The sequence below is a fragment of the Sphingomonas brevis genome (genome assembly GCF_023516505.1).
In the GTDB taxonomy this organism is placed as follows: domain Bacteria; phylum Pseudomonadota; class Alphaproteobacteria; order Sphingomonadales; family Sphingomonadaceae; genus Sphingomicrobium; species Sphingomicrobium breve.
Genome location: NZ_JAMGBB010000001.1, coordinates 918,730 through 944,903 on the forward strand (window position 1 = coordinate 918,730; position 26,174 = coordinate 944,903).

Genomic DNA, 26,174 nt, shown 5'->3' on the forward strand with positions numbered 1-26,174 from the left:
TCCGCCGGATACGGCTAGACAGTTGCTCCGCTCTTAACTCTCGCCTGGAAGCTCTTCCTCAGCTTCGCCAGCTTGGGCGGGATGACGGCAATGCAATAGCTATTGCTCTGGCCCTCGCCGGCCCAATAATCCTGGTGATAATCCTCCGCCGGATACCAGTCACCCAGCGGCTCGACGGTCGTCACAACCTTGCCGTCATTGGCCTCGTTGGCCCGGGCAATCGCCGCCTTGGCCGCTTCTCGCTGCGCGTCGTCGATCGGAAAGATCGCCGACCGGTACTGGGTACCGATGTCGTTCCCTTGCCGATTGAGCTGGGTCGGATCATGCGTGGCGAAGAAGATATCGAGCAGGTCGTCGTAGCGCAGCTGGTCGGGGTCGAAGGTGATACGGATCGCCTCGGCATGACCGGTATCGCCCCCGCAAACCTGCTTGTAGGTTGGATTGCTGACGTTGCCGCCGGTGTAACCGCTTTCGACCGTTTTGACGCCGATAACGTCGAGGAACACCGCCTCGGTGCACCAGAAACATCCGCCCGCAAGAACCGCGACTTCGTCGGCCATGATCAATCCTCCTTGGGTGAAGGCCCTAGGTAGGAACGGCGCCGTAATTCTTGAAGGGCCGAAGCCCCAGGCCCTAGTTTTTGATGCTGGCCTTGAGCGTCGCCATTTCGAGGCGCTTGCCGACCCATTCGGCCAGTTCCTCGAACTTCAGCGGCTGGTCGAACACGATCCCCGCCTTGCGGTCAGAGAACCAGCGGATCTCGCCGCGCACCGGGCGCAGGCTTTCGACTACCACCACGACTTTCTTGCCGAGGCAATATTCCTCGATCGGCTCAACTTTCATCCCGCCGAGCGAAATGTCGTGGACGTCGACCGTGTAATAGCTGCTTTCGAGCTTGACGTTGGCCTTGCAGTTGACTTCCAGCCGGGGCGGCCGCGGCCGGAAGCCGTGGCGCTGCTTACGGCCGGCAAGAAGCTCGCCAAGGTCGATATTCTGTTCGAACTTGAAGCCGGCTGTGCCCTCGCGGATCCACACGACGGTCGAGGGAACCTTTTGCGAGGAAATCTCGATCAGCATCTCTTCCCCGACAGTCACAACATGCCCGACCTCTGCCATCAGGCCGCCGGCGGACACGTTGCGAACGCGGATCAGCTGTTCGCGTCCCGACTTGTCCGTCAGCTTGGCGACGCGCAGCATGGCGATCATCCGTTCGTCGGACCGACGCTCGGAGGGCCGCGGAACCGCGGTGCTCAGGGAAAAGGTGGTCGACTCGAAGGCGATATCGTCTTCGCCCAGCGGCCGCTGGGTCTGCTTACGCCGGATGAGTGAACCAAACATGCGGAGGCGTCTCCCAATGCGAAGGAAAATCGCGCCAAACCGGGACATTAGGAGTAATGAGGTTAAAATCCCGTTTCACGCGTTTGACGCCCGCCCCTAAAACTGATGAGGTCGAAAGAACCGCGGGGGCGAGAGAGCGTGGGAGACCGTCTTACATGGCATTGCCGAGGCTGCTTTTGATTGACGATGAGCCGGCCTTGGCCGCGTTTGTCGCGAAAGCGGCTGATCTTTGCGGCTTCGATCCGGTCATTACCAATGAGGACGGCGAGTTTCGGGACAGCTTTCGCTCGTATCGCCCGCAGATGGTGGTGCTCGATCTCGGCATGCCGGGAATGGACGGGGTCGAGCTATTGCGTTTCCTCGCCTCGGAGGGATTTGAAGAACCGGTGCTGATCATCTCCGGGTTCGACCGCCGAGTGCTCGACAGCGCCTTTCGCCTGGGAGAAGCCCTCGGCCTGCAAATGGTCGGCCCGTTGGAAAAGCCCGCCCGCCTGGAAGAGCTTGAGGACATCCTAATTCAGGTGAGGCCATCGCTGGTGCCATGATCGCGCAACAGGATCTTGGCCTGCTGGACGGCCTTGAGCGGGCGTTGATCAACGGCCGCCTTCGCATGGCCTATCAGCCCAAAGTCTCGCTGTCTGACGGGCGGTTGAGGCGGGTTGAGGCACTGGTCCGCTGGGACGACCCGGAACTGGGGGCGGTCTCGCCGTCGCGCTTTGTCCCGCTGGCGGAAAAGCATGGCCTGATCGACGAGCTGACCCAATGGGGCCTGCGCACCACCCTTCGCCAATGGCTAAGCTGGCGAGAACAAGGCCTCGACACGTGCCTGGCCTTCAACATTTCGGCGCTGAGCCTCGACCAGCTCGATTTTCCAGACCTGGTGGAGCGGATGTGCCGGGCGCTCGAAGTGCCAACCGACCGGCTGGTGCTGGAATTGACCGAGGGCGCGACCCAGCCGCTGGTCAAGCTGATGGACACGTTGACCCGGTTCCGGATCAAGGGGATTGGCCTCGCGATCGACGATTTCGGGGTCGGCTATTCGACGCTGATGCAGCTTCGCCAGCTGCCCTTCACCGAGCTCAAGATCGATCGATTTTTTGTCGACGACGCGCCAACGTCCAAGGACAGCGCGCTGATCGTCAAGAGCATCATCGAGCTTGCCCATGGCCTCGGCCTGACCGTCACCGCGGAAGGCGTCGAGACGGAACAGCAATTGTTGCTGCTCCGCGACCTCGGCTGCGACGTGGCGCAGGGCTATTTCGTCGCCGAACCGCTTTATCCTGATCGGCTAATACCCTGGCTCGACGAGTTCGAAGAGCGTTGGCACCAGCTCATCCGCGACGAGCCGCAATTGCCGTTCCGGCTGCCGCGGCGGTTCATGGGATAGTTTCCGGGGCTAGACGGCGAATTCGATGCCCTGGGCAAGGGGCAGGTCGTTCCCGTAATTGATGGTGTTGGTCGACCGCCGCATATAGGCGCGCCAGCTGTCCGAGCCGCTCTCGCGGCCGCCGCCGGTTTCCTTCTCGCCGCCGAACGCCCCACCAATCTCCGCGCCCGAAGTGCCGATGTTGACATTGGCGATACCGCAGTCGGACCCGGCGGCGGACTGGAAAAGCTCGGCTTCCTTGAGATCGTTAGTGAAGATTGCCGAGCTAAGACCCTGAACAACATTGTTATTAAGCGCAATCGCGTCGCCAATATCTTTGTAGCGCAGGATGTAGAGGATCGGCGCAAAAGTCTCTTGCAGGACCATGCCCTCCTGGCGATCGACCTCGACGATTGCGGGGCGGACATAAAAGCCGCCCTCCACCGCGTCAACGCGCTCCGCGGCGGGAAATGCCCGCCGCATTCCTTCGAACGCCGCCTCATCGATGAGTGGGCCGACCAAGGTTCCGGATTCGCGCGGATCGCCGATCGAGATTCGCGAAAAAAGCCCGCGAATCCGCGAAACGAGGCCGTCGGCGATCGATTCATGGACGATCAGGCGGCGGAGGGAAGTGCAGCGCTGGCCCGCAGTCCCGGCCGCGGCGAACAGGATCGCGCGCTCGGCGAGCTTCAGGTCCGCGCTGGGCGCTACGATCATCGCGTTATTGCCGCCAAGCTCGAGCAGCGAGCGACCGAAACGCTGCGCGACGCGGGGTCCGACCTTTCTGCCCATTGCGGTTGAGCCAGTCGCGGAGAGCAAGGCGATGCGCGGATCGTCGACCAGCGCTTCTCCGACGTCGCGGCCGCCCTGGATGCATTGCAGCAGGCCTTCCGGCGCATCGCCGAAACGCGCCAGCGCCCGCCCGGCCAGGGCCATGACCGCCGCGGCGCAAAGTGGAGTCTTCTCGCTGGGCTTCCAGATCACCGGATCGCCGCAGACCAGCGCCAGCGCGGCGTTCCAGGCCCACACGGCGACCGGGAAGTTGAAGGCGGTGATCACTCCCACCGGCCCGAGTGGATGCCATTGCTCGATCATCCTGTGGCTCGCCCGTTCGCTGGAAATTGAGAGGCCATAGAGCTGGCGCGACAGGCCGACGGCATAGTCGCAAATGTCGATCATTTCCTGGACCTCGCCCAGCCCTTCCTGGACGATCTTGCCGGCTTCGAGCGTGACCAGCCGCGCCAGCGGTTCCTTGGCAGCGCGCAATTCCTCACCGATCAGACGGACCAGTTCGCCGCGCCGAGGCGCGGGTACGGTGCGCCAGGCGAGAAAGGCGCCCTGGGCTCGATCGCAGGCGGCAGCGACCGCGGCGGCGCTGGCTTCCTCGACCGAGCCGATCTGCTGACCGTCGATCGGGGAATGGCTGGCCAGGGTACCGCTACTTGTTACGCCCAACTGGGCAAGCAGGTCGCGGGCTTCGTCGGCGGGGCTCATGTCATCAGCTTTCTGGCATTGGCCATGGCTTCCACCCCCGCGTCGATGGTCTCATCGCGCTTGGCGAAGCATAGGCGGATCATATGGTTGGCGGGGTCCTGCTCGGCAAAGGCGGACAGCGGCACGACCGCCACCCCCGCTTCGGTCACCGCCCGCTGGGCGAAGGCTTCGTCGTCGAGCGAAACTCCCGATGCGGCAAGGTCGACACACAGAAAATAGGTCGAAGCGCTGGGCAGCACGGCATAGCCCACTGCCTCCAGGCCGGACGTCATGCGATCCCGGGCCCGGGAAAAGCGATCCCGCATGGGCTGGAGCCAGGCATCGCCGTCATTCATGCCATAGGCCACCGCCGACTGCAGGTTGGGCGCAGAGGCAAAAGTCAGGAACTGGTGCGCCCTGGCTGCCAGCGTCGCCAGTTCGCTCGACGCCGCAAGCCAGCCAATCTTCCAACCGGTCAGCGAAAATATCTTTCCGGCCGAGCCGCATTTGAGCGTCCGCTCGGCCAGGCCGGCAAGCGAAGCAATCGGCGTAAATCGCTGGCCGTCCAGCAGGATATGCTCCCAGACTTCGTCGGAAATGACGATCAGGTCATTCGCCACGGCGATTTGGGCGACCGTGGCAAGCTCGTCCTGGTCGAATAGGCGTCCAGTCGGGTTGTGCGGGTTGTTGAAGATGATCGCGCGGGTCTTGGGTGAGATCGCGGCTTCCAGTGCGGCGCGCTCGACACGCCACCCCGGAGGCTGCAATGCGACTTCGACTGGAATTCCCCCTGCCCTGCGGATCAGCGGCACGTAAGCGTCATAGGCTGGGGTGAAGACGATAACCTCGTCGCCGACTTCGACAGTGGCCAGGATCGCCGCCGCAAGAGCCTCGGTTGCTCCCGACGTTACGCAAATATTTTCCGCGCTTAGATCGAGGCCATGATGCCGTGCATAATGAGCGGCGACGGCTTCGCGCAGCACCGGAAGTCCGCGCGAAGGAGCATATTGGTTCGATCCTTCGACCACCGCCCCGGCGGCCGCATCCAATATCTCCGGCGGCCAGCCGAAATCGGGAAAGCCCTGCCCCAAATTGACCGCACCATGCTTTGCCGCGGCGAGCGACATGCGTTCGAACACGCTGGTCGCCATCTGTTCGTAAAGCGGGTGCATCAGGCCTCTTCGCGCGTCAGAATCGTTTGGATTTCGGCTGCCCCATAGCCGAGATCGGCGAGGATCGCTTCCCCGTCCTGTCCTCCGCGGCGTGGCGGATCGGGCCGTTCGAGGACGGTCTCGGAATAATGGGGTGCGGGTGCCGGTTGGTAGACTCCATTAAGGTCGAGAAAGGTACGTCGCGCGATGTTGTGCGGGTGAGCTGGCGCCTCGTTCAGATCGAGCACGGGGGCGACGCAGGCATCCGTCCCCGCGAAATGGGCGACCCACTGATCGCGCGTGCGCGAAGCGATCACCCCGGCAATCTCCTCATGGCTCGCGCCCGGGACTAGTGCCAAGCCTTTGAACAACGCCTCGCGAAACTGCGGCTCGATCGCTCCGACCGAAAGAAATTTGCCGTCAAGGCAACGATAGATGCCGTAGGTCGGCTCACCACCATCGAGCAGGTTGGCCTCGCGTTCGTCGCGCCAGTGCCCGGCGGCGCGAAGGCCATAGGTCAACGCGCCAACCAGCGCCGCCCCATCGCTCATGGCCGCATCGATTACCTGGCCCTTGCCGCCACGCTGGACCGCGAACAGAGCGGAGACCATGGCGAACGCCAGCATCAGCCCTCCGCCAGCGTAATCTCCAAGATAATTGATCGGGACCGACGGCCGTTCCTTTGGCCCAATGCCGTGCAACAGCCCGGTAATCGCGACATAGTTGATGTCGTGGCCCGCTTCCTGCGCGAGCGGCCCCTCCTGGCCCCAGCCAGTCACCCGGCCGTAGACGAGATTCGGATTGGTCTTGAGGAGCTCGTCCGGCCCAAGGCCAAGCCGCTCCATTACGCCGGGCCGGTAACCTTCGATCAGCCCATCGGCATTTGCCGCCAGCCGTTGGACCACTCGGCGGCATTCGTCCCGCTTCAGATCGAGCGAAATCGACTTGCGGTTGCGCAACAATGGATCGTTGGGAACGCCGATCATTCCCGCTCGCTCGATCCGGATCACCTCGGCGCCGTGATCGGCCAGCATCATCGCCGCGAACGGGCCGGGGCCAAGCCCCGCCATCTCGACGATCTTCAATCCTTGGAGCGGACCCGCCAACCGGCTTTCCTTCCTTCGTCCAGCGCATTGAAGCCGCCAACGCGTCGTTTGTCGAATAGACGGTTTCGCCCTTGTGGCCGACCACCTAGCGTTCGCAAGACTCTTCTTGTGGGTGGGGGAATATTAGATGCGCTCCTTATCAGTCGGCTTGCTACTCGGCGTGGCGGCAATTGCGGGTCCGGCGTCGGCGCAATCGGCAAAGCCATTCTATCCGCCCTGGGGATTCGACCTGACGGCCACCGATCCCAAGACAAGGGCCGGCGACGATTTCTTCCAGCATGCCAATGGCGCCTATCTGGCACGGACGGTCATCCCTCCCGACCGGGTGATTGCTTCGCGCCGGTTCGAAATGACCGACCGCATGGAGGCACAGCTCAAGGCGATCCTTGAAGAGGCAGCGCGCGCCGCCTCGCCCCAGCCGACGGATCTCAAGGGCAAAGTCGGTGCCTTCTATGCCGGCTTCATGGACGAAGGACTGGCCGAACGCCTGGCCGCCACGCCACTTGCGCCCGAATTCAATGCGATCCGATCGGCCGATCGGTCCATGCTGGCGCGACTGATGGGAAGCTCTGTCGGCAACCTCTATCCGAGCGTTTTCGGCCTCTACATCGATACCGACCTCAAGAAGCCCGACGCTTACGCGCTCTACCTTGGCCAGGGTTCGCTCGGCCTTCCGGACCGGGACTATTATCTGAAGGATAGTTTCGCGCCTCAGCGCGAGGCCTATCGGACCTATGCCGAGAGCCTGCTCCGCCTGTCGGGCTGGCCCGATGCAGGAGCGGCGTCGGCGCGAATCCTCGCCTTCGAAACCGCCCTGGCGAATGTCAGCTGGACCCGCGTCGAACAGCGCGACCTCACCAAGCAGTATAATCCCGTCACGCTGGCCGAGCTGGAAGCGCTGGCCCCCAATTTCGACTGGAAAGCATATCTTGATGGTGCCGGTGTCGGCGATCGGCCGAGGTTCGTCGCCACGACGAACACAGCGCTGCCCAAGCTTGCCGCGGTGATCCAGGCGACTCCCGTTGAAACCCTGCGCGAATGGATGGCGTTCCGCACGGCGGACACTGCCGCGCCATATTTGTCGAAGGCGTTTGGAGAGGCATATTTCCAATTTCGCGAGAAGACGTTGCAGGGCCAGGAGGCGCAGCGGCCTCGTTGGAAGCGAGCGATGGCGGCCGTCGCGGGCACGGACTGCGTCGATGCCACGACCTGCCTTGGCACGATGAATTGGGCCGTGGGCCAGCTCTACACCGACAAGCATTTCCCGCCGGCGACCAAGGCCGCCATGCAGGAGCTGTCCGCCAATCTGATGAAAGCCTTCGAGGCGCGAATCCACAAGCTGGAATGGATGAGCGGGGAGACCAAGGCCGAGGCGCTCAAGAAGCTGACCACTTACCAGATCAAAGTCGGATACCCGGACAAGCAGCGCGATTATTCAGCGGTAGCAATTGGTCGCGACGACGTACTCGGAAATGTCCGCCGGCTCGCGACCGCCAATTGGGATTTTTATGCCGATCGCAGCAAGGGCGCGGTCGACAAATCCGACTGGATCATGTCGCCGCAAACGAACAACGCCTATAATGGATCGCTGCGCGACATCGTCTTTCCGGCCGGCATTTTGCAGGCGCCGATTTTCGATCCCAATGCCGATCCGGCAATCAACTATGGAGCGATCGGCGGCGTTATTGGCCATGAGCTGACTCATGGCTTCGATGACCAGGGCAGAACGATCGATGCGTCCGGAGCGCTGCGCGACTGGTGGACTGCCGCCGATGCGGCCGAGTTCAAGCGCCGGGCGGCGATCCTGGGCGCGCAATATGCGAAATTCGAGCCGGTCCCCGGCTCCTTCATCAACCCCGACCTTACGATGGGCGAAAATATCGCCGACCTCGGCGGGCTGGCGATGGCGCTCGATGCCTATCACATTTCGCTGGGTGGCAAGACTGCGCCGGTCCTCAACGGCCTGACCGGAGACCAGCGCGTATTCCTAGGCTGGGCGCAGGCCTGGGCCGGCAAGGCCACGCCCGAGGAGATCCGCCGCTATACTACCAGCGACCCTCACAGCTTCCGCAAATACCGCGTCAATGGCGTGGTCCCCAATATCGACGAATGGTATAGGGCCTTTGGAATCAAGGAAGGAGACGCGCTGTATATTCCGAAGGAGTTGCGTGCGCATATTTGGTGATCGGCCGGCGCCGGCGCCGGGTGCGTTAGCCTGAGGAACGCCTCACTTGTGAAGGCGTTCGATCCAGAGCGGCGGGAATCTCCACGCCTTTGACGACGACGGATTCTTCCCGCTGCCGCTTCGCAGCAAAGGAGGACCCCATGTCCATCGCCCCCAAGCTTCAGCAATTCCTCGATGAGGCCAATGCCGACTATGAGCTGGTCGAGCATCAGCCCACCAAATCCTCCCTGGAAACGGCGAAGAGCTGCGACGTCCCGGCCGACCGGCTGGCAAAGTCGATCCTGCTCGATACCGACGATGGCCCGCTGCTCGCGGTGCTGCCTTCCGACCGCAAGGTCGAGCTGAGCGAATTGCGCAGCGAGCTAGGCCATAAGCCGCGCCTGGCTGGTGAAGCCCAACTCCAAAGCGTGTTTACCGACTGCGATTTCGGCGCGGTGCCGCCGGTCGGATACGGTGTCACGACCATTATCGATGACTCGATTGGCAAGCAGTCCGACGTTTACTTCGAGGCTGGCGACCGCCAGTCACTGGTGCACATGGACCGTGCCGAATTTTCGCGCGTCACGGAAGGCGCCCGGCACGGGCAGTTCAGCGAACCGTCACTGGTCGACTGACACGCAGGGCAGCTAGTGCTGCATCTGCATGTTCATCAGTGACGGGTCAGGCATCATGTTGGCGTTCATGTGCGACATGATCCAGATCGTGCCGATCATGACCAGGAAGACGATGAGCACGCCAAAGGCGAGCGCCAGCACGTTGTTGGTGTTGTCCGGGCCACTGGTGATGTGAAGGAAGAAGACCAGGTGGACGCCCATTTGCGCGATGGCGAGCACCACTAGCCCGACCGCAACGCCCGGGCCCCAAAGCACCGACGTCGACGCTACCCAGAAGGAGACGCCGGTAAGTACGAGCGCCAGGCCGAGGCCGATGACATAAGCCAGAGTTTCGCTGAGGATGTTGCTGTGCGGTGTACCCGGAGCGACGTTCAGCTTTTCGGGATCATGTTCGGTCATGGCAGCGTCCCGATCAGGTAGACGATTGTGAAGATGGCGACCCAGATGATGTCGAGGGCGTGCCAGAAGACGCTGAAGCACAGCAGGCGGCGCATGATGTGCTCACGGAAGCCCTTGGCCCAAATCTGCGCCATCATCGTGCCCAGCCACAGCAGGCCCGCAGTGACGTGCGCGCCGTGGCAGCCAACCAGGGTGAAGAAGGATGACAGGAACGCGCTTCGTTGCGGCCCCGCCCCTTCCCCGACCATCTTGGCGAATTCGTAAAGCTCGATCGACAGGAACACCAGGCCGAGCGCGCCCGTCACCAAGAGCCATCCTTGAGTCCAGACCATGTTGCCGCGCTTGGCGGTGATCATGGCGAGGCCGCAGGTGAAGCTCGACAGCAGGAGCGCCATGGTTTCTATCGCCACCAGCGTGCGGTCGAACAGCTCCATGCTGGTCGGACCGCCATCCGTCGCCTGGGCAAGCGAGGCATAGGTCGCGAATAGCGCCGAGAAAAGCACCATGTCGGAAAGAACGAACAGCCAGAAGCCGTACGGAACGACGATGCTCTTCGACTCCGGACCGCGATGGCCGAGTCCGGTGTCCTCGGACCCGCCGTGGGTCAGGCCGATGGCAGGTGTTTCAGCTGTCGTCATGTCGATTGGCTCAGCGTGTGGAGGTGTTCCATGCGAATGCGGCGCCGTTCGCGGGCGTTCGCCCTCACTTCCTCGACCGGAATGACGTGCTCATGCTCGTCCTGCCAGGCGTACCAGACGAACACCGCGAAGGCGCCGATCAGGCCGAGGATGGCCAGCCACCAGATGTGCCAGATGACCGCAAACCCGCAGATTGAGGCGAAGAAGGCGCAGATCACACCAGTCGGTGTATCGATCGGCATTTCAATTGGCTGATAATCCGGTTCGGCGATCAGTTGGTCCTGCTTGATCGCCGTCTGCTTGCGGATCCAATAGGCCTCCTCGCCATGCACGTCGGGCAGCACCGCGAAATTGTAATGCGGCGGCGGCGACAGAGTCAGCCATTCCAGCGTCCGCCCGTCCCAGGGATCGCCGGTGACGTCGAGCCGCTGTTCACGCGTCTTGATCGAATAAAGCAGCTGGACGACGGTCAGCACGATCCCGATGCCGATGATGACCGCGCCGAGCAGCGCGACATTCAGCCAAGGCGCCCAGCTCGGGTCAGAGATGTGCTGCATGCGGCGTGTCCCGCCCCACAGGCCCAGCACGTAAAGCGGCATGAAGGCGAGATGGAAGCCGATGAACCAGCACCAGAAGATGATCTTGCCGAGCCGCTCGTCGAGCGTGAAGCCGAATGCCTTCGGGAACCAATAGGTATAACCGGCCATCAGCGCGAACACGACGCCGCCAATGATCACATGGTGGAAGTGAGCGACCAGGAACAAGCTGTTGTGCACCACGAAATCGACCGGCGGGATGGCCAGCAGCACGCCTGTCAGGCCGCCGCCGACGAAGGTCAGCATGAAGCCGATCAAATAGTACATCGGCACGTTGAACCGGACCCGGCCGCCATACATGGTGAACAGCCAATTGTAGATCTTCACCCCCGTCGGGATGCCGATAATCATGCTGGCGATGCCGAAGATGGCGTTGATGTTCGCGCCGGCGCCCATGGTGAAGAAATGGTGCAGCCAGACCATTAGCGAGACGACGCAGATGACCATCGTCGCGAACACCATCGAACGGTATCCGAACAATGGCTTGCCGGAAAATGTCGCAGCAACTTCCGAATAGATGCCGAATGCCGGCAGGACGAGGATGTAGACCTCCGGATGCCCCCAGACCCAGATCAGGTTCATGTAGAGCATCGAGTTTCCGCCACCATCGTTGGTGAAGAAATGGAAGCCCATGTACCGGTCGAGCATGAGCAGCGCGAGGGTCACCGTCAGCACCGGGAAGGCGGCCAGGATAATCAGGTTCGACGCCAGCGAGGTCCAGCAAAACACCGGCATTCGCAGGTATGACATGCCCGGCGCGCGAGTCTTGAGAATGGTCGTCACGAAGTTGACGGCCGTGAGGACCGTTCCGACCCCTGATATCTGCAGGGCAACAAGGTAGTAATCGACGCCGACGCCGGGCGAGAATTCCAGCTCGCTAAGCGGCGGATAGGCGAGCCAGCCGGTCCGGGCGAACTCGCCGACGAACAGGCTGACGTTGACCAGCAATGCCCCCGACGCCGTCAGCCAGAAGCTGACATTGTTCATCGTCGGGAAGGCGACGTCGCGTACCCCTAATTGCAGCGGCACGACGAAATTCATGAAGCCGATGACAAACGGCATCGCCACGAAGAAGATCATGATCGTGCCGTGTGCGGAGAATATCTGGTTGTAATGCTCGGGCGGGAGATACCCCTGCGATGCGCCGATCGCCAGCGACTGCTGGAGCCGCATCATGATCGCATCGGCGAAACCGCGCACCAGCATCAGAAGGGCCAGCACGATGTACATAATGCCGATCTTCTTGTGATCGGTGGACGTGATGTAGCCGTGGTAGAGCGCCGGCCAATAGCCCTTGCGCCAAACCCAGAGGCCGACGCCCAGCACTACCAGGATCACCACAAGCGAGGTGATCAGCGGGATCGGCTCGTGCAACGGAATCGCGTCCCAAGTCAGCTTGCCAAGCATTACTCAGCCTCCCGGTGACGCCGTCGGAGCCGGCTCCGACGGCGGAGCGGCTTGGGGAAGATGGAGCTGATCGACGCGATTGGCGACGACCGCGTCGAACAGGCCCGGCGCGACGGCGCCGTAGGTAATTGGCTTCACGTAGCTGGTCGGCTTCGACAGCTCGGCAAAGGATGCCGCGTCGAGCGCCCCGCCCTGGCCATGCGCGCCTTGCGCCCACATCGCGAACTGATCGGCCGGAAGAACCTCGGCCTTGAACTCCATGCCTGGAAAGCCATCACCACTGAAATGCGCCGACAGTCCGTCATAGACGCCTTGCCGGTCGGCCTGCAGATTCAGCTGCGTCGTCATCCGCGGCATGGTGTAGATCATGGTGCCGAATTGCGGCACGAAGAATACGTTCCATACGGTCGCCGAGGTCAGGCGATAACTGACCGGCGTATTGGCCGGGACAACCAGCTTGTTGACGGTCGCTATGCCCTGGTCCGGGTAGATGAACAGCCATTTCCAGTCGAGCGAAACGACCTCGACCTTGAGCGGCGGCTTGTCGGAAACGAGCGGCTTGCTGGGTTCGAGGTCGTGGCTGCTGATCCAGGTAATGCCGCCAAGCAACATGATGGTCAGCAGGGGAATACCCCACACTACCATCTCGATCGCCCCCGAATACTCCCATTCCGGGAGATATTCCGCCTTGTCGTTGCCGCGCCGGAACCACCAGGCCACCGCAACCGTCGCGACCATCGTCGGAATGATGATCGCCAGCATGATCGCAGTCGAATTGATGAGAATGGTCTTCTCGGCACTGCCGACCGGACCGACCGGATCAAGAATCCCACGGTCGCAGGCGGACAGCAGCACAACGAAGGGGGCAAGCAGAGCAGCCCTGCCCGCCAGGATGCGAAGTTCAGCCTTCGACCTCTGCGACATGGACGACCCCTGTTCTGCCGTCACGAAGACAGCCAAGCCCTAGGCGCGTTTAGGTACATAAATCAATATTGGTTGCGGGTCCGATGCGAATTGGCTGGGGCGGCAGGATTCGAACCTGCGAATGCCGGTACCAAAAACCGGTGCCTTACCACTTGGCGACGCCCCAGCATGGGCGCCCATCGGAATTGGGCGCTGGCTCGCGGGGCGGCTTATAGTGGCAATGATCGGCTTGAAAAGCCCTTCTCCCCGGCTTTTGCCGAGGAGGCGTTGAGAGGCGCTTCAGGCCCGGCGAAGCGCCGCGGCTGCGGAATTCTCGAACAGCTCGCTGGCCGGCACTGGACGGCCGAAGTGAAAGCCCTGCAACTGCGTGCAGCCGAGCTGTCGCATTATTTCGGCCTGACCTTCGGTCTCGACTCCTTCGGCGGTGGTTTCGACCCCGAGACCGCGCGACAAGGCCAGGATTGCGTGAACGATTGCAACGCAGTCCTGGGCGCCGTCCGCTGCACCGCGGACAAAGGCTTGGTCGATCTTGATCTTTGAAAAATGCGCCCGGCTCAAATAGCCGAACGAGCTGTAGCCCTTGCCAAAGTCATCGAGCACCAGCCGAACGCCGAGGGAGCGAAGCCTCTCAAGCGAGGCAAGGGTCGCGGCGTCGTCGCCAAGGAATACGCTCTCGGTCACTTCCAGCTCCAACCGGCTGGGCTCCAGCCTGCTGGCGGCAAGGGCACCAAGGACAGTCTTCGCCAGCCCCGCGCCGGTCAGCTGTGCAGCCGAGATATTGACCGCGACGCGCATTCGCCCGTCCCAGCGCGATGCTTCGGCACATGCCTCACGAATGACCCAGTCGCCGATCTGGTGAATCAGGCCAGCGTCCTCGATGATCGGGATGAATTGGTCGGGCGGAATGTCGCCACGCCGGGGATGGCGCCAGCGCAGCAATGCCTCGCGGCCGACGATCTTGCCATTCCTGGCGTCGACGATCGGCTGGTAGGCGAGAGTCAGGCCATCGCCGCCCAGGGCCTCGCGAACGTCCTGCTCGAGCAACCGGTGGTCTTCGGCCTGCTCGAACATATAGCGCTCGAAGAAGGCATGGCCGCCCCGGCCGTTCTCCTTGGCCCGGTAGAGGGCGAGGTCGGCCGCACGCATCAACTGTTCTTCCAGGACGCCGTCGTCCGGGCAAATGGCGATGCCAATGGTCGCTCCGACGTGCAGCGTCGCGGCTCCGATCGTGAAGCTCTTCGACAGTTCGACAATAATCCGTTCCGCGGCCGACGCGAGCCGTCCCCGATCGGCTTCTCCACTCCAGATGATGGCGAATTCGTCACCGCCGATACGGCCAACCTGGCCATCTTCGCGTGCCGCCTCTTGAAGCCGTCGACCTACCTCGACCAGCAATTGATCGCCGATCGCGTGGCCAAGCGTGTCGTTGACCAGTTTGAACCGGTCGAGATCGACCAGCAGCAGGGCGCAACCCTTGTTATCACCCCACTGGCGAAGGACTGCTTCCTCGAGCAATTCACGAACCAGCAAACGGTTGGCGAGACCGGTCAGCAGATCGGTACGCGCCGCGCGCACCGAGTCATCGCCCGACAATCGCGCTTCGGTGATATCCGATGCGACGCCCCGCCAGCCAACCAGCTTGCCTTTTTCGTCGAGGATCGGCTTGGCGGAAATCGACCACCAGCTCTGGCGGTCCGCGGACAGGATTGCGCGGTCGCGAAATGGCGTACCGTTGCCCAGATCCTCGAAAAGGCTGCGCATTCCACTGGATAATGTCGATATTTGGCCCAGCGGATCGAGGAATCGCTGGTAGTGCACCCCGATTACCTGCTCTTCGCGAAGGCGCATGGCGGTAAGGAGCTCGACCGACATGTTGACGATGCGAAGTTCGGCATCGAGCTCCCACAAGCCAGCCGACCCGGTAGCTTCGAGCTCGCGCAACAATTTGATGATTTCGCCCTGCTCGCGAAGCTCGATCCGGTCGCGGCTGTGGGCGATGAACTGGCGTGCAGTGGTCAACACGTTCGTCATCAGCACCACCGCATAGACCAGTACGAGCAAGAGCATTGATGGGCTCTCGAGCTTGATCGTCAACGTCGCGCAGCCGATCGTCAGCAAGCCGACGTAGAGAAGCGCGGCCTGAGGGAGGGAAACCAGCGTGATGCTTCCGGCGCTGACCAAGGCGGCCATTGTTACACAAACGAAAATTCGCTGCGGAGGCTCGGCCAGGTCGAACCAATAGATCGGCGGCACCAGCCAAAGCGAGGCCAGGACCGCAATCAAGAGGCAGATCGTTTCGGTTCTCGGCGGGTGAAGTTCCGCATATTCGGGATCCTCACGCAGCCGCACGGCCCGTACGCCGCGCATGAAGCAAAGCAGCAGCGCCGCTCCAAACCACAGCCCGAGCTGGAAATTGTCGATGGTGTCGCGCAGCACGATCACCATCACGGCAGCGGTGAGAATCTGAACGGCGACAGTCGCCGGCACCAGGCGGACAAGCGCGTCGATCTGCGCGCGGCGGACCGCCTGGCCGATGCGGTCGCGAGGCGCCGCAAGCGACAGCATTTCGCCGCAGCTCAGTCCGCGCGACTGGGCACGGCGATCCACATTTTCCTGCAACGCGCCCGCCACTCGTCCCTAACCGCCCATTCCCCAAAGATCCGGCAAGCTTGGCTTAAGCGAAACATTGCGAAGAAAGAGTGAACGGGCGGGGCGAGTTTTGACGATCAGTAATTAAGGCGGCGATTGACCAGATCGTCATAGTCTTTGGCCATCTGCCGCGACAGCTCGCCAATCTCGAAGTTCCATGGACCGACCGACTGGATGAAGGTGACCTCGGCGGCCGACCCGGTAATGAACATCTGCTGGAAGCTTTCGAGCTCGTCCGGCCAGATCGCCCGCTCATTGACTTCAATGCCACGGCGACGCGCAAGATCGATGATCGTACGACGGGTGATCCCGTCAAGAAAGCAATCGGGGACGGGAGTGTGAAGCGCACCGTCCCGAACAAAGAAAGCGTTGGCGCCGGTCGCCTCTGCCACCTGGCCGCGCCAATCGAACATCAGGGCGTCGTCATAGCCACGCTCGTCCGCGTGCTTTTTGGAGAGCGAGGCAATCATGTAGAGGCCCGCCGCCTTGCTGTGCACAGGCGCGGTATAGGGGGCCGGGCGACGCCATGGCGCGATGTCCATGCGAAGTCCGCGGGCAGCAATATCGGGCGAATAATATTTGCCCCAATCCCACGCTGCGATCGCCATGTGCGGCTTGGTGCCCTTTGGCGAAACTCCCATCTTTTCCGAACCCAGCCATGCGACCGGGCGAACATAGGCGTCGGTGAGGCCGTTGGCCTTGACGACTTCGTCGCACGCGGCGTCAATTTCCTCGACCGTCCAAGGCAGCTCGAAACCCAGCAGTTCGGCCGACTTGCGAAGCCGCGCGCTATGCTCGCTCAGCTTGAAGATTACACCGCCATAGGCACGTTCGCCTTCGAATACAGATGAGGCATAGTGCAGCGCATGTGTCAGGACATGGACGTTAGCTTCCCGCCACGGGACCATCTTGCCGTCAATCCAGATCCACCCGTCGCGGTCGTCGAAGCTGCGCGTTTCGGCCATGTCATCCTCTCTTATCGAGCGCCGCGCCTAGGCTAGCGTCCATGGGCCGTCAATTGCGGCGCGCAGCTTCCTCGGCCAGCTCTTTGCCACGTCGGACAGCGGCGGCCAGCGTGCGATCGACCAGCTGTTGCAATCCATCCGGTGCATCGAGCACGGCAAGGCCTTGCTCGGTAGTTCCCTTGGGGCTGGCCACCCTGAGAGCAATCTCAGTCATGGATGCGGCGGTCTCGGCAGCATAGGCGCCCGTTCCGACCAACGTCTGGATGGCAATTTGCTCGGCTTGCTCCGGTCGCAGCCCAAGTGCCTTCCCGCCTTTGCCGAGCGCCTCGATAAAGCGCGCGACATAGGCCATGCCCGCCGATGCGACAGCGCCAATCACCCCCAATTCCTCCTCTCGCCGACACACCGCAATCATGCCCAGCGAAGCGATCAACGCGGTGATTTCATCAAAACCGTCATCCGCGGAATAAATGGCGGTAACGCCCTGGACCTGCGCCACCGGCAGATTGGGCATGATCCGGACGATTGCCCCGGCGTTGGGAAAAAGCTCACGAAGCGTCGCGGCGGTTACGCCCGCCAACATCGAGACCAGCACTGTTTCCGGTCCAACGTGCGGAGCCAGGCCAGGGGCCACCTCAGCAAGCTTTTGCGGCTTGAACCCCAACATCACGAAGCGCGGCCGTTCGTCGGGGTAATCGGTGATCGTTCGGATACCCTCGACCGGCGTTCCACTTGGCCGGACCACGGTCACACCGGTAAAATCGGCGCCGCCGGCACGCCACCCGTCGACCATCGCCCCGGCCATATTACCGCAGCCGACCAGCCAGGCCGGCACCGGAAACGTCGCCGTCATGACGTCACGCTTCTCCGGCGGTATCGATAAGGGCAGCGGAAATCGCTTCGGTGGGCGACTTGCCGCCCCACAGGACGAACTGGAACACCGGATAGAAGCGCTCGCACTCCTCGATCGCGGCCTCGCTGATCGCCTCGGCCTGCTCGAAGCTCATCGATTCCCCTTCGCCGACCAGTGCAGCGTGGCGGAACACGATCAGGCCCGAGCCAGACCATAGTTCGAAATGACCGAGCCACAGTTGCTCGTTGATGAGGCCGATCGACTCGTAGATGGCGGCCCGCTTTTCCACCCCGACCTTGATGTCGGGGAAGGCCAGGAACTGTAAAACCTGGTCTTCCTGCCGCCACACGCCGCGCAGCTCATATTGCGCCCAGCTGCCGGTAGCTGAGGCAATAATTTCACCGTCGCCGGCCCGCTCACAGGCCCAGCCGCGCGCTTCGAAATATTGTTCCAGCATTTCGATCGGCGCGCCATCATCGCGCTCGTCGGCTTCAGGTTCGTCGGTCAGGGCTTGGCTCCCGGCTTGGCTGCCTTGCCGGTCTTCTTAGCGGGAGCCGGTTTCGCGGCCAACTCGAGAGCTTCAATCCGCTTCCGGAGCGCTTCATTCTCGTCGCGCGCGGCAACTGCCATCGCCTTGACCGCGTCGAACTCGTCGCGGCTGACGAAATCCATTCCCCCGACCCACTCGCGCATTTTATCGCGCATCGACGCCTCGGCTTCCCGGCCGACGCCGGCCATGGTGCCGGCAACGCCATTCATCATCTTCACCAGATCGTCGAAAATCCGATTTTGCGACTGCATTATGACTTCACTCCCGTGATCCCCAGCGGCGCCGCATCGGCGCCGGGATTCAGCTTGCCGGTCTCATAGTTGAGCGTGGTCGCGAGACACAACCACAGAAGATAGGGCAACATCAGCCAACCCGCCAACGGATTGAGCCGGCGAAAGTAACGCGCCGCCGCCAGCGCCATCACCAGCATTGTAACGATGATCACAAACGCAACGTCGATCATATGCATTCCGAAGAACACCGGCGACCAGGCGAAGTTCAGAAGCAGCTGGCCTCCGAACAGCCATAGCGCGTCCCGTCGTTCCTTCGATGGCGGCTGTTGCAGGACGATCGCCAGGGCAATTCCAAGCAAAGTGTACAGGATCGTCCAGACCACCCCGAACATCCATGCAGGGGGCTGAAACGATGGCTTCGCCAGCGGTGCATACCAGTCGTTCGAAAAACCGCTGTTCGACCAATAGCCGATCAGGCTGCCGAATATCACGATCGCGGGTACGGCGATCAATGCCTTCTTGAGTACGCCCTGCGTTGATGCCGTCATATTCGCTCCTTTAGTGCGCCCAGCAAGAATTCGACATTGCCTTCCGGGCCGGTGATCGGGCTTTGTTCGACGCCGAGAACGTTCCAGCCCTTCGAGACGATCCAAGCCGCGGCCTCGTCACAGACGCGCTGGTGAACTGCTTCGTCGCGGACCACGCCGCCCTTTCCCACTTCCTCTCGGCCCGCTTCGAATTGGGGTTTGACCAAGGCTACCAGCCGAGCGCCGGGCCGCGCCAGGTCGAGTGCACGATCGAGTACCTTGGCCAGGCCGATGAAGCTGGCATCGCACACGACAATGTCGATCGGGTCCGGGATGATGTCGATTGTGAGATCGCGGGCGTTGGTCTGTTCGTGGACGGCCACTCGGGGGTCGCTACGCAGCTTCCAGGCGAGTTGGTTGGTGCCAACGTCGACCGCATAAACCTTGGCGGCGCCGCGACTGAGCAGGACGTCGGTGAAACCGCCGGTCGAGCTACCCACATCCAGAGCCACGGCGCCGGTCACATCGAATCCGAAATGCGTGAGGCCGTGGTCTAGCTTGATTCCGCCGCGCGACACCCAAGGATGGTCCCGCCCCTTAAGGATCAGCTCCGCATCTTCGGGAAGCAGGTCGCCCGCCTTGGCTACCCGCCGGTCGCCGGCGAATACATTGCCGGCCAGGATTAGAGCCTGCGCCCTGGTCCGGCTTTCGGCCAGGCCTCGAGCAACCAGCAACTGGTCAGCCCGAACCTTAGAGGGCACTCTGTTCCTCCAGCCAATCAATCACGATAAAACCAATCGGCCAGGTGGGGGCCAAAGATCGAAAGGGCGATCAGGGCAGCGGTCACGGCGCAGATCAGGACCCCGGCGGCGGCAACGTCCTTTGCCCTCCCAACATCGGGATTCTGATCGAGTGTGACGGCATCGCCCAATCGCTCGAACGCCGTATTGAAGGCCTCGCCCGCCCAGACCAAGGCGGCAGCAATCAGGATCCAGCGCCATTCTTCCATGGAAAGCTGCAACACCAAGCCGAGAATGATTGCGCCAACGCTTGCCGCCAAATGCCACAGTGAGCTGCGTTCCGACCGGATCAGGTGCCCCAGTCCGCTTAGTGCGATACGGAGGCTGCGTAGCGGGTCGGGCATCATGCCGCGTTCCGCACCGTCCATCCGGCCATCAGGTCGAGATGGCGGCCCAGCTCGGCGACGGTCGGGTCATTATTGAGCGGCGAAAAGCGAGGAAGCGGGTCGCCGCCGCGCATCGACCGCCAGAAATGGATGATCAGCCCTTCGATTTCGGGTCGATCGATCATGATCTGGCTTTCCAGCCGGTCGTCGGGCAGCGGCCTTAGCGGCGCGTGGTAGTAAGCGGCGAGCTCACGCCACAAAAAGCGGGTCGTGGTCGGCGAAACGAAGGCCCGCGCCATCGCCCGCTCGAACCGGTCGACCTCGATCCGTCCGCGCTTCCTGGCCAGCCTGGCATGGCGGCGGCGCGACATGGGCATGGTAACGAAAAACAGGACCAGCAGGCCGACAAGGCCGGCGACGATCCACTGTTCCAGTGTCAGGCGATCGCTCCCGCATCGGCATTGACGTCGTTTCGGCGCAGCGCCTTCAGAACCGTTTCGACGATATGCGGCGCGTTCAGGCCGGCCTCGTCATATTGCCTGGCGGGACTATCCTGGTCCTGGAAAATATCGGGCAGGCGCATCGTGCGGAGCTTGAGGCCCGCGTCGATCAGTCCTTCGTCGCTGGCCATGGTCAGCACATGCGCTCCAAGCCCGCCGATCGAAGCCTCTTCGACCGTCACCGCGACCTCATGCGTGGTGAGCAGGCGGCGGATCAATTCCTCATCGAGCGGCTTGGCAAAGCGAAGATCGGCGACGGTCGTCGAAAGGCCCTTCGCCTCAAGCAGGTCGGCGGCCTTCTCGGCCTCCTCGAGCCGTGTACCGAGCGATAGGATCGCGACGGCCTTGCCCTCGCGAACGATGCGGCCCTTGCCGATCTCCAGCTCCTCCGGCGCGGAAGGCATGGCGAGGCCCCGGCCGTTGCCGCGCGGATAGCGCAGCGCGATCGGACCTGAATCATGCAGCGCCATGGTGTGGACCATATGGACCAGCTCGACCTCGTCGGCGGCGGCCATCACCACGAAATTGGGCAAGGTGCACAGATAGGCGAGGTCGAAGCTGCCGGCATGGGTGCAGCCGTCAGCGCCGACCAGCCCGGCGCGGTCCATGGCGAATCGCACCGGCAAATTCTGGATGGCAATGTCGTGGACCACCTGGTCGTAAGCCCGCTGCAGGAAGGTGGAGTAGATCGCGCAGAACGGCCGGTGCCCTTGCGCGGCGAGACCGCCGGCAAAGGTCACCGCATGCTGCTCGGCGATGCCGACGTCGAAGGTGCGGTCCGGGAAGGCCGCCTCGACCTTGTCGAGCCCGGTGCCCGATGGCATCGCCGCGGTGATGGCGACGATCTTGTCGTCGCGCGCCATTTCGCCCTTGAGCGCCTCGGCGAACACGGCGGTATAGGCTGGCGGCCCGCCGCCCGGCCCCTTGTCCTGCTTGCCCGAGACGATGTCGAACTTGACGACGCCATGATATTTGTCGGCGGCATTCTCGGCCGGGGCATATCCCTTGCCCTTCCTGGTCACGGCGTGGACCAGGATCGGGCCTTCCTCGGCATCGCGGACATTTTCCAGCACTTCGACCAGCGCCTCGACATTATGTCCCTCGACCGGGCCGACGTAATAGAAGCCGAGCTCCTCGAACAAGGTGCCGCCGGTAACCCAGCCGCGGGTATATTCCTCCATCTTGCGCGCCGCGCGATGGAGAGGTTCGGGCATCGACCGGGCCAGCTTCTGGGCCAGGCGGCGAGGCCCAAGATATTTGTCGGACGAAACAAGGCGGGCGAGGCTATTGCGCAAGCTGCCTACAGGCGGGGCGATCGACATGTCATTGTCGTTCAGTATGACGATCAGCCGGTTGCCCGCTTCATGGGCATTGTTCATCGCCTCGTAAGCCATGCCGGCGCTCATCGCCCCGTCGCCGATCACCGCGATCGCGCGGCCCGGTTTGTTGGCCAGCTTGTTGGAGATGGCAAACCCTAGCGCCGCGGAGATGCTGGTCGAGCTGTGCGCCGCGCCGAACGGATCATATTCGCTCTCCGCCCGCTTGGTGAAGCCGCTGAGGCCCCCACCCTGGCGGATTGTACGGATGCGGTCGCGGCGGCCGGTAACGATCTTATGCGGATAGCATTGGTGGCCGACGTCCCAGATGAGGATGTCGTTGGGCGTATCGAAAACATAATGGACGGCAATGGTCAGCTCGACCACGCCGAGGCCTGAACCGAGGTGCCCGCCCGACTGGGAGACGGCCGAAATCATCTCGGCGCGAAGCTCGTCGGCAAGCTGCTGCAGCTGGCTCTTGTCCAGCTTGCGGATATCGGCCGGATAATGGACCTGGTCGAGCAGCGGTGTTTCGGGACGATCGGACATTGGGGCGCATCTATCCCGTTGAGCGAAGCCTGTCACCAATCTGCCTTCGATTTCAGCAATTGCTCAGGAAAAGCTCAGCTCATTTTGCTCTGGATCCCGGATCATGTCCGGGATGACGCGCAGCGTCAGCTGCAGTCCTCGCAGCGGCCACGGACTTCGATCACCGGCCGCACTTCGGCAAAGCCGGCGTGTTCGGCGGCATTGCGAACGCCTTCGGACAGCTTGTCGTCGTCGATGTGCGTCGCCTGCCCGCAGCTGTCGCAAATCAGGAATATGCAGTCGTGCAGGCAGCCGGGATGCTGGTTGGCGACATAGGCATTTGCACTTTCGACCCGGCGAGCCAGGTTCGTGCCGACGAACAGGTCGAGAATCCGATAGACGCTGTTCGCCGCGACCCGCTTGCCGCGAGCCTTCGAGACCGCTTCGGCGATGTCATAAGCGCTAGCGGGCTTGTCGAAGGATGCGAGGGCATCGAACACCGACGCCCTCATATCCGTCCATTGTTCACCGCGCTCGACCATGCGCCGAGCGGCGGCGTCATGAAGCGACGGTCCCTGGTGAAGCTGATGCGAATGGGCTGACATGGTCGAAAGATAGGACTTGCGGGGGTCAGCCGCAAGCAATCTGCAATCACTCGGCGGCGATATAATTTAGCCGGTGGCCGAGCGCGAGAATCCCGACTCCAACGACGGTGTAGAGCGCTTCGGTACCGTTATGCGGCAGGGTCAAAGCGCCCGCCATCACGCCAAGGCCAAGGCCGCCAATCGCGCTGGGCATCGAATAGCCATGGTCCAGGATGCCTCGGCCGAGCGCGATCGCTCCCATGATCATCGCCAGGCCGAGGCCAACCTCATGAATCCAGTCGGCGCCAAGTATGCTGCCAGCGCTGGCGACCAGCGCCAGCAGAACCGACGTCGCCAGGCAATGCACAAGGCAAAGGCCGGAGAGCCCGATGGCCATCCGGTCAAGGCGATGGTTGGGAATCGCGAGCAGCGACATGGCGCGTGATATAACGTCGCCTTTGCAACGTGACAATATCACATGAACAATAATTTCGAGATTGTTGGCAAGCTGTTGTTATCCAGCCATAGCGCACCGCCATATGGACTCGGCATTGGCTCAACCCGTCTCGGTTTCGACCCGCACCGCTCGCCCGCTCGCCATCGCCAATTGGCTTTTCGGAGTCGCGGCGATGGTATTCCTGATGGTTGTGGTCGGCGGCATCACGCGGCTAACCGAAAGCGGTCTTTCCATCACCGAGTGGAACCCGGTTCGCGGTGCAATTCCCCCGCTCACCCACGAGCAATGGCAGCATGTCTTTGATCTCTACAAGCAAACGCCGGAATATCGCGAGATCAATGGGCCGGCTGGTATGGACTTGGCCCAATTCAAATTCATCTTCTTTTGGGAGTGGGTCCACCGGCTGATCGGCCGGCTGATCGGCGTTGTGTTCGCGCTACCGCTCCTCTGGTTCGCCGTACGGCGCGCGATTCCCAGGGGCTATGGCTGGAAGTTGGTCGCGCTGTTGCTGCTGGGCGGAAGCCAGGGCCTGCTTGGCTGGTACATGGTGATGTCCGGGCTGGTCGATCGTACCGACGTCAGCCATTTCCGCCTTTCGGCCCATCTCTTGCTGGCGTTGTTCATCATGGCCGCGCTGGTCTGGACCGCGCTCGACCTTCGCTATCTGGCGAAAAATGGCGACAACCGCCCTGCACGCCTGACGAGCCCGGCGTTGGTCACCGGAACGATCCTGTTCGTCCAATTGCTGCTCGGCGCCTGGGTCGCGGGCCTCAATGCCGGCTATGTCGCCAGCGACTGGCCGTTGATGCAGGGCGGGCTGGTTCCAGACGGCATCGATTGGGCATCGGGAGCTGGATGGGCTTTCACCCACGATCCCTATTTGCTTCATTTCCTTCATCGCTGGTGGGCATGGGTCGTCGTTGCCGCCCTGGTCATATTTGCGCGCAAGGTGAAGCCGGTCGATCGATCCGCGGCGAAGGCGATCCACATTGCATTCGGCACCCAGATCCTGCTCGGCATCGCCACGGTGATGAGCGGGATGAATATCGTGCTGGCGGTGTGCCATCAGGCCGTCGGCGCGCTGGTCGTCGCCTCGGTAACCTGGGGTGCCAACAGTGTTGGGCGCGCCAAGTGAGCGTCGCCACGGTCTATGCCGTGTTCGCCGACCCGGCAGAAGCGCAGCGGATCGGCATGACGATCGTCGAGGAAAAGCTTGCCGCCTGCGTCAATATCCTCGGCCCTTGCCGCTCCATCTACCGCTGGGAAGGCGCGATCGAGACTGCGACGGAAACCCCGGCCCTGTTCAAGACCACCCTCGCTAGGGCCGATGCATTGATCGCGCGGGTCACCGAACTCCACAGCTATCGGAATCCAGCCATCGTCGTCTGGCCGATCGAGCGGCTTCCTGCAGCATATGGCGACTGGGTTGAAAACGAGCTCCGGTAATATTTTACCCGTCAGCAAATGCCCGCTTTTGCTTGACTTTATCGCACCTCTCCGCAAATAGCGCGCTCACAAGCGCTGCCTGAAAGGTGGCGTTTTCCTGTTTTGAAGAGAGGTCCAGCCCATGAAGGCGCTGATGAAGACCACCAAGTCGGTAAAGCCGGCCGAGGTCGAAAAGAAATGGCATCTGATCGATGCCGAGAATCTGGTGGTCGGCCGCGTTGCGACGATCATCGCCAACATCCTGCGCGGCAAGCATAAGCCGAGCTTCACCCCGCACGTCGATTGCGGCGACCATGTCGTCGTCATCAATGCAGGCAAGGTGCGCTTCACCGGCCGCAAGCTGCAGGACAAAATCTATTACAAGCACACCGGCTATGCCGGCGGCTTGAAGGAAGTCACGGCCGACAAGATCCTCGAGGGCCGCTTTCCCGAGCGTATCCTGGAGAAGGCTGTCGAGCGCATGATCCCGCGCGGCCCGCTCGGCCGCGACCAGATGCGCGCCTTGCACCTCTACAATGGCACCGAGCATCCGCACGGCGGCCAGAACCCTGAACTTCTCGACGTTGCGTCGATGAACCGCAAGAACAAGGTGGGCGCATAACATGGCTGGCAAGAAGTCCCTTTCCGACCTCGGCGCACTGACCGGCCAGGAGCCGGAAGTTCCCGCCGTCGAAACCGCTGAGGCCCCGGCTGGCGAGACCGCCACGATCGAGGCAACCGAAACCGTCGAAGCTCCGGCAGCGCCGGTCGCTCCGCAGGTCGAAACTCCGCTGCGCGAGCAGCAACTCGACAAATATGGCCGCGCCTACGCGACCGGCCGCCGCAAGGACGCCGTTGCGCGCGTCTGGCTGAAGCCGGGTTCGGGCAAGATCGAGGTCAACGGCCGCGATCAGTCGATCTATTTCGCTCGTCCGACCCTGCGCCTGGTGATCAACCAGCCGTTCGGCATCACCGATCGCATCGGCCAGTACGACGTGGTCGCCACCGTCAAGGGCGGCGGCTTGTCGGGTCAGGCCGGTGCGGTCAAGCACGGCATTGCCCAGGCACTGTCGCGCTACGAGCCGGCGCTGCGCACCGCGGTGAAGCGCGAAGGCTTCCTGACCCGCGACAGCCGCGTGGTCGAGCGCAAGAAGTACGGCCGGGCCAAGGCTCGCCGCAGCTTCCAGTTCTCGAAGCGCTAGGCGTTTCGGCAAACAGCACAAGAAAGGGCGGTTGGGGTTTCCCAGCCGCCCTTTTCGATTCT

Annotated in this window: 29 protein-coding genes and 1 tRNA gene; 8 read left to right on the top strand and 22 right to left on the bottom strand. The window is 62.4% G+C overall.

The window, feature by feature from the left end:
• Positions 1–14: 14 nt before the first annotated feature.
• A complete protein-coding gene (msrA, locus tag LZ518_RS04735; RefSeq protein WP_249914865.1) occupies positions 15–560 on the bottom strand; it encodes a peptide-methionine (S)-S-oxide reductase MsrA in 546 nt (181 codons plus the stop codon).
• A gap of 73 nt (positions 561–633) precedes the next feature.
• A complete protein-coding gene (locus LZ518_RS04740; RefSeq protein ID WP_249914866.1) occupies positions 634–1,338 on the bottom strand; it encodes a PilZ domain-containing protein in 705 nt (234 codons plus the stop codon).
• Between the two features lie 155 nt (positions 1,339–1,493).
• On the opposite strand from LZ518_RS04740, the gene LZ518_RS04745 reads away from it, so the two are divergent.
• Both LZ518_RS04745 and LZ518_RS04750 read left to right on the top strand, forming a co-directional pair.
• Positions 1,494–1,883, top strand: coding sequence for a response regulator (locus tag LZ518_RS04745; RefSeq protein WP_249914867.1), 390 nt, complete (start codon positions 1,494–1,496; stop codon positions 1,881–1,883).
• Entirely contained in the window at positions 1,880–2,725 is an 846-nt protein-coding gene (locus tag LZ518_RS04750) for an EAL domain-containing protein (RefSeq protein WP_249914868.1), read from the top strand. The genes LZ518_RS04745 and LZ518_RS04750 overlap by 4 nt, the downstream gene beginning before the upstream one ends.
• A 9-nt stretch (positions 2,726–2,734) precedes the next feature.
• Here the strand turns inward: LZ518_RS04750 and amaB are convergent, their stop codons facing one another.
• The 3 genes from amaB to LZ518_RS04765 are packed head-to-tail and all read right to left on the bottom strand — an operon-like array spanning position 2,735 to position 6,434.
• A complete protein-coding gene (gene amaB, locus LZ518_RS04755) occupies positions 2,735–4,198 on the bottom strand; it encodes an L-piperidine-6-carboxylate dehydrogenase (RefSeq protein WP_249914869.1) in 1,464 nt (487 codons plus the stop codon).
• Positions 4,195–5,349, bottom strand: a complete 1,155-nt coding sequence (locus tag LZ518_RS04760) for an aminotransferase (protein WP_249914870.1) — start codon at positions 5,347–5,349, stop codon at positions 4,195–4,197. Before LZ518_RS04760 ends, amaB begins: the two co-directional genes overlap by 4 nt.
• Complete coding sequence (locus LZ518_RS04765; protein ID WP_249914871.1) at positions 5,349–6,434, bottom strand: CaiB/BaiF CoA transferase family protein; 1,086 nt, start codon at positions 6,432–6,434, stop codon at positions 5,349–5,351. The genes LZ518_RS04760 and LZ518_RS04765 overlap by 1 nt, the downstream gene beginning before the upstream one ends.
• Before the next feature lie 127 nt (positions 6,435–6,561).
• Here LZ518_RS04765 and LZ518_RS04770 point away from each other — a divergent pair, with 127 nt between their 5' ends.
• Positions 6,562–8,619: a M13 family metallopeptidase gene (locus LZ518_RS04770; RefSeq protein ID WP_249914872.1), complete on the top strand. Its 2,058-nt coding sequence runs from the start codon at positions 6,562–6,564 to the stop codon at positions 8,617–8,619.
• A 140-nt stretch (positions 8,620–8,759) separates the two neighbouring features.
• A complete protein-coding gene (locus tag LZ518_RS04775; protein WP_249914873.1) occupies positions 8,760–9,233 on the top strand; it encodes an aminoacyl-tRNA deacylase in 474 nt (157 codons plus the stop codon).
• Positions 9,234–9,245: 12 nt separating this feature from the next.
• Here LZ518_RS04775 and cyoD read toward each other — a convergent pair whose 3' ends face one another.
• The 17 genes from cyoD to LZ518_RS04860 all read right to left on the bottom strand — a co-directional run bounded on the left by cyoD (position 9,246) and on the right by LZ518_RS04860 (position 23,464).
• The gene (gene cyoD, locus LZ518_RS04780; protein ID WP_249914874.1) at positions 9,246–9,632 is read right to left on the bottom strand and encodes a cytochrome o ubiquinol oxidase subunit IV; all 387 of its coding nucleotides are present in this window, start codon (positions 9,630–9,632) and stop codon (positions 9,246–9,248) included.
• Positions 9,629–10,270 (bottom strand): cytochrome o ubiquinol oxidase subunit III, encoded by a 642-nt coding sequence (gene cyoC / locus LZ518_RS04785; RefSeq protein WP_249914875.1) that lies wholly within the window; start codon positions 10,268–10,270, stop codon positions 9,629–9,631. The genes cyoD and cyoC overlap by 4 nt, the downstream gene beginning before the upstream one ends.
• Entirely contained in the window at positions 10,267–12,273 is a 2,007-nt protein-coding gene (locus tag LZ518_RS04790; RefSeq protein WP_249914876.1) for a cbb3-type cytochrome c oxidase subunit I, read from the bottom strand. The genes cyoC and LZ518_RS04790 overlap by 4 nt, the downstream gene beginning before the upstream one ends.
• A 3-nt stretch (positions 12,274–12,276) precedes the next feature.
• A complete protein-coding gene (gene cyoA / locus LZ518_RS04795) occupies positions 12,277–13,197 on the bottom strand; it encodes a ubiquinol oxidase subunit II (RefSeq protein ID WP_249914877.1) in 921 nt (306 codons plus the stop codon).
• A gap of 91 nt (positions 13,198–13,288) precedes the next feature.
• A tRNA-Gln gene (locus LZ518_RS04800) sits at positions 13,289–13,363 on the bottom strand.
• 113 nt (positions 13,364–13,476) lie between these two features.
• Positions 13,477–15,828 (bottom strand): putative bifunctional diguanylate cyclase/phosphodiesterase, encoded by a 2,352-nt coding sequence (locus tag LZ518_RS04805; protein ID WP_249914878.1) that lies wholly within the window; start codon positions 15,826–15,828, stop codon positions 13,477–13,479.
• Between the two features lie 95 nt (positions 15,829–15,923).
• Positions 15,924–16,811, bottom strand: a complete 888-nt coding sequence (locus tag LZ518_RS04810; protein ID WP_249914879.1) for a branched-chain amino acid aminotransferase — start codon at positions 16,809–16,811, stop codon at positions 15,924–15,926.
• A 49-nt stretch (positions 16,812–16,860) separates the two neighbouring features.
• Entirely contained in the window at positions 16,861–17,664 is an 804-nt protein-coding gene (locus tag LZ518_RS04815) for a pyrroline-5-carboxylate reductase family protein (protein WP_249914880.1), read from the bottom strand.
• Between the two features lie 4 nt (positions 17,665–17,668).
• Positions 17,669–18,121: a type III secretion system chaperone family protein gene (locus tag LZ518_RS04820; protein WP_249914881.1), complete on the bottom strand. Its 453-nt coding sequence runs from the start codon at positions 18,119–18,121 to the stop codon at positions 17,669–17,671.
• Between the two features lie 47 nt (positions 18,122–18,168).
• Entirely contained in the window at positions 18,169–18,465 is a 297-nt protein-coding gene (locus LZ518_RS04825; RefSeq protein ID WP_249914882.1) for an accessory factor UbiK family protein, read from the bottom strand.
• Positions 18,465–18,995 (bottom strand): TspO/MBR family protein, encoded by a 531-nt coding sequence (locus tag LZ518_RS04830; RefSeq protein ID WP_249914883.1) that lies wholly within the window; start codon positions 18,993–18,995, stop codon positions 18,465–18,467. Before LZ518_RS04830 ends, LZ518_RS04825 begins: the two co-directional genes overlap by 1 nt.
• Positions 18,992–19,735, bottom strand: coding sequence for a TlyA family RNA methyltransferase (locus LZ518_RS04835; protein WP_249914884.1), 744 nt, complete (start codon positions 19,733–19,735; stop codon positions 18,992–18,994). The genes LZ518_RS04830 and LZ518_RS04835 overlap by 4 nt, the downstream gene beginning before the upstream one ends.
• A gap of 17 nt (positions 19,736–19,752) precedes the next feature.
• Positions 19,753–20,142, bottom strand: a complete 390-nt coding sequence (locus LZ518_RS04840) for a diacylglycerol kinase family protein (protein WP_249914885.1) — start codon at positions 20,140–20,142, stop codon at positions 19,753–19,755.
• Complete coding sequence (locus LZ518_RS04845) at positions 20,118–20,471, bottom strand: hypothetical protein (protein WP_249914886.1); 354 nt, start codon at positions 20,469–20,471, stop codon at positions 20,118–20,120. The genes LZ518_RS04840 and LZ518_RS04845 overlap by 25 nt, the downstream gene beginning before the upstream one ends.
• A 65-nt stretch (positions 20,472–20,536) precedes the next feature.
• A complete protein-coding gene (dxs, locus tag LZ518_RS04850; RefSeq protein ID WP_249914887.1) occupies positions 20,537–22,465 on the bottom strand; it encodes a 1-deoxy-D-xylulose-5-phosphate synthase in 1,929 nt (642 codons plus the stop codon).
• Between the two features lie 125 nt (positions 22,466–22,590).
• Positions 22,591–23,049, bottom strand: coding sequence for a Fur family transcriptional regulator (locus LZ518_RS04855; RefSeq protein ID WP_249914888.1), 459 nt, complete (start codon positions 23,047–23,049; stop codon positions 22,591–22,593).
• Positions 23,050–23,095: 46 nt separating this feature from the next.
• Positions 23,096–23,464 carry a MerC domain-containing protein gene (locus LZ518_RS04860; protein WP_249914889.1) on the bottom strand — a complete coding sequence of 123 codons (369 nt, stop codon included), beginning with the start codon at positions 23,462–23,464 and terminating at the stop codon, positions 23,096–23,098.
• Positions 23,465–23,567: 103 nt separating this feature from the next.
• On the opposite strand from LZ518_RS04860, the gene LZ518_RS04865 reads away from it, so the two are divergent.
• From LZ518_RS04865 to rpsI, 4 genes are all read left to right on the top strand, one after another.
• On the top strand, positions 23,568–24,620 hold the full coding sequence (locus LZ518_RS04865) for a COX15/CtaA family protein (protein ID WP_249914890.1): 1,053 nt from the start codon (positions 23,568–23,570) through the stop codon (positions 24,618–24,620).
• On the top strand, positions 24,617–24,931 hold the full coding sequence (cutA, locus tag LZ518_RS04870) for a divalent-cation tolerance protein CutA (protein ID WP_249914891.1): 315 nt from the start codon (positions 24,617–24,619) through the stop codon (positions 24,929–24,931). The genes LZ518_RS04865 and cutA overlap by 4 nt, the downstream gene beginning before the upstream one ends.
• A 121-nt stretch (positions 24,932–25,052) precedes the next feature.
• Positions 25,053–25,532, top strand: coding sequence for a 50S ribosomal protein L13 (gene rplM, locus LZ518_RS04875; RefSeq protein ID WP_249914892.1), 480 nt, complete (start codon positions 25,053–25,055; stop codon positions 25,530–25,532).
• Position 25,533: 1 nt separating this feature from the next.
• Entirely contained in the window at positions 25,534–26,112 is a 579-nt protein-coding gene (gene rpsI, locus LZ518_RS04880) for a 30S ribosomal protein S9 (RefSeq protein ID WP_249914893.1), read from the top strand.
• The last annotated feature ends 62 nt before the right edge of the window (positions 26,113–26,174 follow it).